Origin of the sequence: Shewanella sp. 11B5 (assembly GCF_002836795.1) — a bacterium.
GTDB classification, from domain to species: Bacteria; Pseudomonadota; Gammaproteobacteria; order Enterobacterales; family Shewanellaceae; genus Shewanella; species Shewanella frigidimarina.
This window is the reverse complement of sequence record NZ_PJAP01000359.1, coordinates 1-8,337: the sequence shown is the minus strand read 5'-3', so window position 1 is coordinate 8,337 and position 8,337 is coordinate 1. Positions and strand designations below refer to the sequence as shown.

Below are 8,337 nucleotides of genomic sequence, written 5' to 3'. Positions count from 1 at the left end.
GGTTATTCTCAAGTGATCAACGCTGACTCTGATGTGTCTGGTGCAAGTGACGAAACAGATTGGAACTATATTCAAGCCAATGCCAGTTTCCCGTTAACAGAAAAGCTCAGCATTGCATTCCACTACGGTTATTCACAAGGCGATGTTGTTGAAGATTTATTTGGCGACACCTATGCAGACTACAACGTGACTTTAAGCGCTGAAACAGACCTAGGAACAGTCTCATTTATGGCCTCTGACACAGACTTACCAGACAATGATGCTAAAGTTGTTTTAGGCTACTCATATGGCTTTAGCCTATAACGAGTAACCCTATCGCACATGCGCTTTGCTGTATTCGTGTTATCGACGCCACCTAATTGAAGGTGGCGTTTTTTTACCTGCTTGAAAGCGGAGCATTATCTACGCTCAGCACATCCAGAATATTTGATCACAAGCACACTCTACGCACCAGCTAGTTGGTTTTACTAGCAAGAAAAACAATTAATGCTAAGCTCAAAGAGAAAGGTAAAAATAGCTGTCCAACTGAGGAAAAATATTTTACTTCCCTATTTAGGTTTTTTTAGTTAGAAAATGCTCATTGAATTAATACCACGCTTTTATTCAACATGAGGGTTTTGTTATGGCTAATCTTAGTGAAAGAGTGCCTGATGACACAGAAATGGACGCGATGACAACGCCTAGAAACGTTAAATCCGCCGAAACATTACAACATAAACGCCAAGTAAAACGCAGATTAGAAGATTTCCTCGAACAAGCTCAATTACGTAAAGCAATTGGTGACGACGATTTTTTCTAAAAAATAGGGATAAACGCCAATGTCGTTTATCCCTGTCTATTTTAAGCGAGCGAACTTAGGCACTACTAAGCGCTAATTAATTGCCTATTCATTTTTAGTTTGTACACGCCTAGTGTGCTTACCAACTTGTGCTTGTGTGAGTAGCAGCTCAGCTTTGGCACCTAGATACACATATATCCCTAACCCAACCAATAGCCCCACGACCGCTAACATCATCAAAATGGCAGGCTCAATATATTGTTTTTCTCCCAGCGATGCTTTAAACATCGTCAGCAAAGCTTCAATTGAAATCGCAATCAAAATGGTCGAAATAAACCGCGTAATCGTTCTACGAGTCGAGCTGTGACGGAAGATATCTTTATGCATCAGCACTTCTTCTTCCAAAATGGTTTTACCCAAATCAAAAATAGCTAATGCCAATGTAAGAAAAATGATAATACCAAAGGGCTGTAGCGGATCATGGGTCGCAGATATTTGGCTAAACAAGGCATAAATATCGCGGATCACGGTCCACATGAGTACGCTCACCAACACAAACAGACACAATACAATCGCAGTATAAATACTTTTAAAAAACGGAGACATTTTACGCCGAGCACTGTCGCCCATCATAAACTCGATCAATCGTGTTAGGTTGACATCAATGACCACAATAACCACTTGCCCAGAGGCCGATTTAATCATTTGCGATGCCGACAAGCACAACCCACCACCAGAGTTTGATAAATAGGGTCGAGTAATATGAACGGTGTCGATAGCAGTCAATTGAGTAAAATAAGGTCGCTGGCTTCGGTCAACATGATGACCGCAAGCCATTAGCTTAACTTGCTGATTAATGACGCTGATATTAGGACAAATCTGCATCCCTTGCTCATCAAGTAAATAAATGAGTTCCACAAAAGGATAACTAATCGCCATATCTTCAAAAATTTTAGCCGAAATGGGTTGTTCGAATAAATTAATATCTCCCACACCGATCAAAATAGATTCTAATAATTCGTGTACCAGATGTTCATATTCATGGTAACGCTCGATCACACTTAAATAGCTCATCGCTGCCATAGGATTTCCTTTTAATCTAGATTACTTTAGCTAAAGCAGTTTTAATGCCAAATAAATAAGCTATTATTTTTAGATACTTAAATAAAGTGTCTGGAAGGAATTGCGATATAAACTGATTTGTTGCACCAAAATAGTGCTACATTTGAGGTTTTTTTTCATTGCCGTTTTGCAATCAACATCTGCTAATATAAGTGCTAATACTGCTTACAATATTTTCAAGATTAGGAAAAGACAATGTCTGACTCTTTATTGCGTTATCAACAAGATATTCGTCGTTTTTCTGATGAATTAATTCGTATCCAAGCACCGATTAAAATTTTAGACTCGATAAAATGGCCAAGACAAGTTGAAGATGACTTTTTAGCTAAACAAAGCAAAGAGTTACCCAACATCAGCAATGATTTCTATCAATCGATTCCTTTATCCTTTAACGCAGATCAGACCCAAACTGACCTACAAGGGTTAAAAAATGCCGTTGAGCGAGGTTTAGGTAAACGCGATAAGTTAGGTAAAATTTTACTGGCTAACATTGATCAATATCGGATCGTGATAGACATGCTACACAATCGTGGCAAGCCAATGTTTGGTAAACTCAGTCAAGAATTGTATGGCAGTGCCAGCCACAAATTACATGGCGATCGTCATACGGTACGCCAACTGGGCGATCGTTTAAGCCATATATTTTCGTTACCTGCTGCGCGCCACATGAGTAGCCGTCATCCAAAAATTATCAGCGCACCAGAAGCGGTCAATGTTCTCAGTGAGCGTTTAGTAAAATATTTTCACAACGATGAAATTCACGTTAAATTGAGCGATGGTATTGTGTCTGACGCTGCTGTAGGTGGTGACACCGTAAAACTCAACACCCGTGCCATGTTCAGCGAATCTGATTTGAATGTGTATGAAGTACACGAAGGCTGGGTTCATGTGGGCACCACGCTTAATGGTCGTGCGCAACCACATGCGACTTGGCTCAGTGTCGGTTCTCCGCGAGTGACAGCGTCGCAAGAAGGCTTAGCAGTGTTGATGGAAATGCTGACCTTAAGCTCAAATCCGGGTCGTGCACGACGAATTAGCGATCGTGTATCTGCTGTCGACATGGCTGAACAAGGTGCCGATTTTATTGAGGTCTATCGCTACTTTAGAAACCTAAACCTGAGTTCAAAAGACAGTTATCGTGTTACTCAACGGGTATTTCGTGGTGGTATGGTTGGCGGAGGCAGCTTTTTCACTAAAGATATCTCCTACGTACGCGGTTATGTTGAAAACATTAACTTTATCCGTAGCGCCATTAGCACGGGTTTACCAGAGTTAATCCCTATGCTGTTTTTAGGTAAATTAGCCATCGAAGACATTCCGGTTCTGTATCAAGCTTACCAGGAAGGCATTATTGCCCGCCCTAAATATTTACCACCAATGTTTGAAGACATTAGCGGCCTTTATGCCTGGTTTGGCTTTGCGTCCGGTATCGGCAATATCGACTTAAAAGGGGTGCAACGCCATTTTGCACGCCAATTCAAAAATGTTGTCCCTACTTCTGCAGTCGACTTATTTGAAGATTCAGAGTTTGATAACAACTTCGAATAAGCGACAGTCATAGGTTAGTAAACGAATAGACTAAGTGTGGCATAAGTCACACTTAGCCTACTAAACAAGTGTAATGCTAATGCCTTGTTACCTAGTGAGTTTGCTATAGTGTAACTACGGCTATGGTTGAGACTTGCTATGAAACACATTCTATTTTCAGCGTTATTTTCAATGTTATTATCCAGCTTGATATTAATGAGTGGCTGCACGCCAGCAAGCCCTTCACAAGCATTAGGTACCTTAGAGCGCGACCGAGTCATTCTTCGTTCAACCGCAGCAGAAATCATTACTGCACAACCCATTAAAAAAGGCATGCAAGTCAACGCCGGTGACTTATTAGTCCAATTTGATACCCACAAACAAGCCGCGCGCTTAGCGGTAATGCAAGCCGAAGTGGTTAAAGCCCAAGCCTACTTATTAAAACTCACTAATGGCGAGCGCCCAGAAGATATCGCCAGTGCCAATTCGGCATTAAAGAGTGCCAACGCCGCCAAAATCGAAGCGCAAAAATCTTATCAACGCAGCGCGAGTTTATTAGCAAAAAACCTGGTCAGTGAAGCAGAGCGCGATCGTGCTTTAGCGCTTCGCGATCAAGCCAATGCAGAATATGATGCCGCCAACGATCGATTAACAATATTGATCAAAGGTGTTCGCCAAGAAGATATTTTTCAAGCACAAGCAGCACTCGATGCTGCCAATGCCAACCTACGTTACGAGCAGCAGGTTTACAGCGACTTAAGCATTCGTGCAACTCGCAGTGGTAAGTTAGATAACTTGCCCTACAATGTTGGCGAACGCGTCCAGCTAAGTGCGGTGGTAGCGGTTATCCAAGCTGATGCTGCGCCCTACGCCAGAGTGTATATACCTGAACCCTATGCAGCTAAACTTCGCATTGGCCAAACGTTGTCTGTCAGTGTAGACGGTATCGACAGCACATTTAACGGCACACTGCGTTGGATAAGTACTGAACCGGCATTTACCCCCTACTACGCACTGAATCAAGCAGATAGGTCACGATTAGCCTTTCTAGCCGAAGTGAGTTTAGACAGTTCGGCCAGCAAACTACCTACGGGCATACCAGCCCAAGTTATATTACCGACACAAAAATGACCTCATCCGTAGACCCACAATGGGTAATTCAAGCTCATGGGCTAACCAAAAAATTTGGCGACTTTACTGCGGTAGAGCAATTAGACTTATTGGTGCCTAAAGGCAACATTTATGGTTTTTTAGGCCCTAATGGCTGTGGTAAATCAACCACTATTAGAATGTTAACCGGTTTACTCACCCCCACAGAAGGCACCATTAATGTCATGGGGTTAGCCATCCCGAAGCAAGCTGAAGCATTACGCCATAATATTGGTTATATGACCCAAAAATTTTCCCTCTACGATGACTTAACCGTTACAGAGAACTTGCAATTTATTGGCCGAATCTATGGTATTGACAATAGCACCTGCAAAAAACGCATTGATCAACTGCAAAGCACTTACAAACTAAGCCAATATCAGCATCAACTGGCCGGTACCCTTAGCGGTGGACAAAGACAACGATTGGCCCTCGCCTGCGCATGTTTAAATCAACCAAAATTACTGTTTTTAGATGAACCCACCTCAGCCGTTGATCCACAAAACAGGCGTGACTTCTGGGAGCAACTGTTCGATTTATCAGAACAAGGCACCAGTATTTTAGTGACTACCCATTATATGGATGAGGCCGAACGCTGCCATAAAATTGCCATTATGGAAAAAGGCAGGATCAGAGCGGATGACACGCCAAAAGCATTAATGGATAACATCAATGCCCATGTGGTTGAAATCAACACCACTGATTTAAGGCCGTTAAAACAAGCATTAATTAGCCACATTGAAGTGACCTCTGCGGCGCAGTTAGGCCATAGATTACGGGTATTGGTCAGCAAACAAGTGGTAGATCCTATCTCTTGGTTACTGCATCAGTGCCAACAGCATAATCACCCCGTTAACCTGCAAGATATTCACTTGGTTAGCGCTAATCTTGAAGACGTGTTTGTCAGTCATACTGGCCAGCGTGTTCCAGCCTCCCATGAAGCAACATAAGGGCTAACAACATGCTGAACAGTATTCGCCATAGCTACATGCGTATTCATGCCATTACCGCTAAAGAAGTTAAGCAGCTTATGCGCGATCGAATTACCTTTGCCATGGTGATAATGATCCCGCTGATCCAGCTGTTGTTATTCGGCTATGCCATCAATACTGATGTGCGGGCAATACCAGTAGCAATTGTTGATCAAAGTGATTCAGCTGCAGGACGCTGGATAGTCGAAGCGGTAAAAGTCACCCAGGTAGTGGAAGTCACATCCTATCTCACGACAGCAGAGCAAGCACAGGCTGCTATTCGCCGTGGTGACATTAAAGCGGCATTAATTTTACCGCCTACTTTGAATGAAAAAATCGCACGCAATGAACCGATTGGCCAATGGATAGTCGATGGTTCAGACACCATGATTGCAGGCGCGATAAAGCAACTGCGCAACCTATCGCTCAACGATATTGTACCGGAGCAAACCAGCAACCAATCTCGGTTTGAAGTTAGCTTATTTTATAATCCCGAGCAGCGATCCGCGGTGAATATTGTTCCAGGTTTAATCGCCGTCATTCTGACCATGACCATGGTGCTGTTTACTTCATCAGCTATTGTTCGTGAGCGTGAACGCGGCAACCTTGAATTATTGATCACCACCCCAATAAAGCCAATAGAACTGATGATTGGAAAAATATTGCCATACATCGTCATCGGCTTAGTGCAAATGACCATTATTTTAGGCTTAGGCAATATTATTTTTGCCGTGCCCATCAATGGCGCTATCAGTCATTTATTGTTGGGCACGTTACTGTTTATTACCGCTAGCCTGACATTAGGGTTAATCATATCTACTATTGCAAAAACACAGCTACAAGCCATGCAAATGACCATTTTTGTATTATTGCCAACCATATTACTCTCTGGATTTATCACCCCATTAGAAGCCATGCCGACAGCAGCAAAATGGATTGCCGAAGCACTGCCAGGAACCCATTTTATGCGGGTGATCCGAGCGATTGTGTTAAAAGGGGCAACGTTAGGCGAGTTAATAAACGATGTATTGTGGCTGGTGGGTTTTACAGTCATTGGATTATGGATTGCAGCGATGCGATTTAGCAAACGATTAGATTAACGCCTATTGTATGACTCCAATAGGCGCTAGAAAAATGGGTCTAGTTATAAGCCACGGTCGATGACATATGCCTCGCCGTTACACTCTAAATAAACAGCACAAGACGAGTAATTAACTTTGCCGCATTGCTTCAACACAATGGCATTACCGCCTCGTTGGGTCACTTGTAATTTGAGTGACTTAGTCATTGAAGACAAACTTGGAAGATCATCTAACTTTTCAGGATCTGATGAATTTTCACAATATGAAGTGGTCACATCGCCAAGAAACTGTGCTTTGAACCTAGACATTTCTGCTGAGGTGTAGGTATCAACCCCTGCTATTGTGGCGTTACCTAGCGCAATTGTACCCGCATTGGTTCGCAGTGACAGGTTAGAGCAACCCGACACAAACACCATACTCAAGATGGCGGCAACAGAGACAGTAAAAACAACGTACTTCATAAAAAATCCTTTTAAAAAAGCATGTTCATCAATGTACTGATAAACATGCTTAATAATCATTTGGCTAAAGTTAACCTAAAATAACACTTAGCCAACTATTTACGACAATATTAATTGGCTTTTTGTTTTGCGTTAAGCGCTCTTTGCTTGAGAAAGTATTCGCGAGTTAAGCCAAATACCACAGGACTTAATAGCACTAACGCAATTAAGTTTGGAATCGCCATCATCGCGTTCAATGTGTCGGCTAATAACCAAATAAATTCTAGCGAACTCACTGCACCTAAAGGCACAACCAAGGTCCAGATTAGACGAAATGGCTTAACTGCTTTGTCGCCTAATAAGTATTGAACACATTTTTCGCTGTAGAAACTCCACCCTAAAATAGTGGTAAAGGCAAACACAGCCAAAGCGATGGCCACGATATAGTTACCCATGGGCAGTGCATGTGAAAATGCTAGAGAGGTTAATGCTGCGCCGTTTTCGCCAGATGTCCACGCACCAGAAACCACAATCGCCAAGCCCGTTATTGAGCATACAATGAGCGTGTCAATGAACGTACCTAACATGGCCACTAAACCTTGCTTCACTGGGTTATTCGTTTGCGCCGCCGCATGGGCAATTGGCGCACTTCCTAACCCGGCTTCATTTGAAAATACCCCACGTGCCACACCAAAACGAATCGCAGCCCATACCGCCGCCCCCGCAAAACCACCTTGGGCCGCTACTGGGTTAAAGGCACTTTCAATAATCAACATAAAAGCAGCAGGCACTTCGTCTGCATATACAACCAATACCGCTAAACCAGCGGTAATATAAAATACCGTCATCAATGGCACTAACTTACCAGCCACTTCAGCAATACGTTTAATACCGCCCATGAGTACCGCACCCACCAGCACCATTAACACCACACCTGTAACCCAACTAGGTACACCAAAGTTACTGCTCATCGCATCAGCAACTGAGTTAGCTTGTACGGTATTACCAATACCAAAACCGGCAATGGAGCCAAACAGAGCAAATGCAGTACCTAACCAGGCCCATTTGCTGCCTAAACCATTCTTGATGTAATACATCGGGCCGCCAACATGGTTACCGTTAGCATCTGTCTCACGATATTTTACCGCCAGAACGGCTTCCGAAAACTTAGTCGCCATACCCACGAGCGCCGTACACCACATCCAAAATAATGCCCCTGGCCCACCAATAAAAATCGCCGTAGCCACACCAGCAATGTTACCCGTACC

Annotated in this window: 9 protein-coding genes; 6 read left to right on the top strand and 3 right to left on the bottom strand. The window is 43.2% G+C overall.

The features are described 5' to 3' along the window. Together CXF78_RS07955 and CXF78_RS21410 are read left to right on the top strand one after the other, a co-directional pair. Positions 1-303: TorF family putative porin (locus tag CXF78_RS07955; RefSeq protein ID WP_219622059.1), on the top strand; the 303-nt coding region annotated here is incomplete at its 5' end. 319 nt (positions 304-622) lie between these two features. Then, a complete protein-coding gene (locus tag CXF78_RS21410) occupies positions 623-799 on the top strand; it encodes a PA3496 family putative envelope integrity protein (RefSeq protein ID WP_011638952.1) in 177 nt (58 codons plus the stop codon). A gap of 84 nt (positions 800-883) precedes the next feature. Here the strand turns inward: CXF78_RS21410 and CXF78_RS07950 are convergent, their stop codons facing one another. Then, positions 884-1,861, bottom strand: a complete 978-nt coding sequence (locus tag CXF78_RS07950; RefSeq protein ID WP_011638953.1) for a PDC sensor domain-containing protein — start codon at positions 1,859-1,861, stop codon at positions 884-886. Positions 1,862-2,095: 234 nt separating this feature from the next. On the opposite strand from CXF78_RS07950, the gene CXF78_RS07945 reads away from it, so the two are divergent. The 4 genes from CXF78_RS07945 to CXF78_RS07930 all read left to right on the top strand — a co-directional run bounded on the left by CXF78_RS07945 (position 2,096) and on the right by CXF78_RS07930 (position 6,647). Further along, positions 2,096-3,448, top strand: coding sequence for a flavohemoglobin expression-modulating QEGLA motif protein (locus CXF78_RS07945; protein WP_102036459.1), 1,353 nt, complete (start codon positions 2,096-2,098; stop codon positions 3,446-3,448). A gap of 138 nt (positions 3,449-3,586) precedes the next feature. After that, positions 3,587-4,558 (top strand): HlyD family secretion protein, encoded by a 972-nt coding sequence (locus CXF78_RS07940; protein ID WP_102036458.1) that lies wholly within the window; start codon positions 3,587-3,589, stop codon positions 4,556-4,558. Then, positions 4,555-5,526, top strand: coding sequence for an ABC transporter ATP-binding protein (locus tag CXF78_RS07935; RefSeq protein ID WP_102036457.1), 972 nt, complete (start codon positions 4,555-4,557; stop codon positions 5,524-5,526). The genes CXF78_RS07940 and CXF78_RS07935 overlap by 4 nt, the downstream gene beginning before the upstream one ends. 11 nt (positions 5,527-5,537) lie before the next feature. Continuing rightward, complete coding sequence (locus CXF78_RS07930) at positions 5,538-6,647, top strand: ABC transporter permease (RefSeq protein WP_011638957.1); 1,110 nt, start codon at positions 5,538-5,540, stop codon at positions 6,645-6,647. 44 nt (positions 6,648-6,691) lie between these two features. On the opposite strand, the gene CXF78_RS07925 is transcribed toward CXF78_RS07930, so the two are convergent. Both CXF78_RS07925 and CXF78_RS07920 read right to left on the bottom strand, forming a co-directional pair. Beyond that, positions 6,692-7,090 (bottom strand): hypothetical protein, encoded by a 399-nt coding sequence (locus tag CXF78_RS07925; protein ID WP_011638958.1) that lies wholly within the window; start codon positions 7,088-7,090, stop codon positions 6,692-6,694. A 110-nt stretch (positions 7,091-7,200) separates the two neighbouring features. Then, a partial coding sequence (locus CXF78_RS07920; protein ID WP_102036456.1) for an alanine/glycine:cation symporter family protein occupies positions 7,201-8,337 on the bottom strand: 1,137 nt, incomplete at its 5' end.

Excerpts from the sequence above, each read along its gene's own strand:
- CXF78_RS21410 (WP_011638952.1), top strand. The coding sequence starts at position 623 with ATGGCTAATCTTAGTGAAAGAGTGCCTGATGACACAGAAATGGACGCG.
- CXF78_RS07950 (WP_011638953.1), bottom strand. The coding sequence starts at position 1,861 with ATGGCAGCGATGAGCTATTTAAGTGTGATCGAGCGTTACCATGAATAT.
- CXF78_RS07945 (WP_102036459.1), top strand. The coding sequence starts at position 2,096 with ATGTCTGACTCTTTATTGCGTTATCAACAAGATATTCGTCGTTTTTCT.
- CXF78_RS07940 (WP_102036458.1), top strand. The coding sequence starts at position 3,587 with ATGAAACACATTCTATTTTCAGCGTTATTTTCAATGTTATTATCCAGC.
- CXF78_RS07935 (WP_102036457.1), top strand. The coding sequence starts at position 4,555 with ATGACCTCATCCGTAGACCCACAATGGGTAATTCAAGCTCATGGGCTA.
- CXF78_RS07930 (WP_011638957.1), top strand. The coding sequence starts at position 5,538 with ATGCTGAACAGTATTCGCCATAGCTACATGCGTATTCATGCCATTACC.
- CXF78_RS07925 (WP_011638958.1), bottom strand. The coding sequence starts at position 7,090 with ATGAAGTACGTTGTTTTTACTGTCTCTGTTGCCGCCATCTTGAGTATG.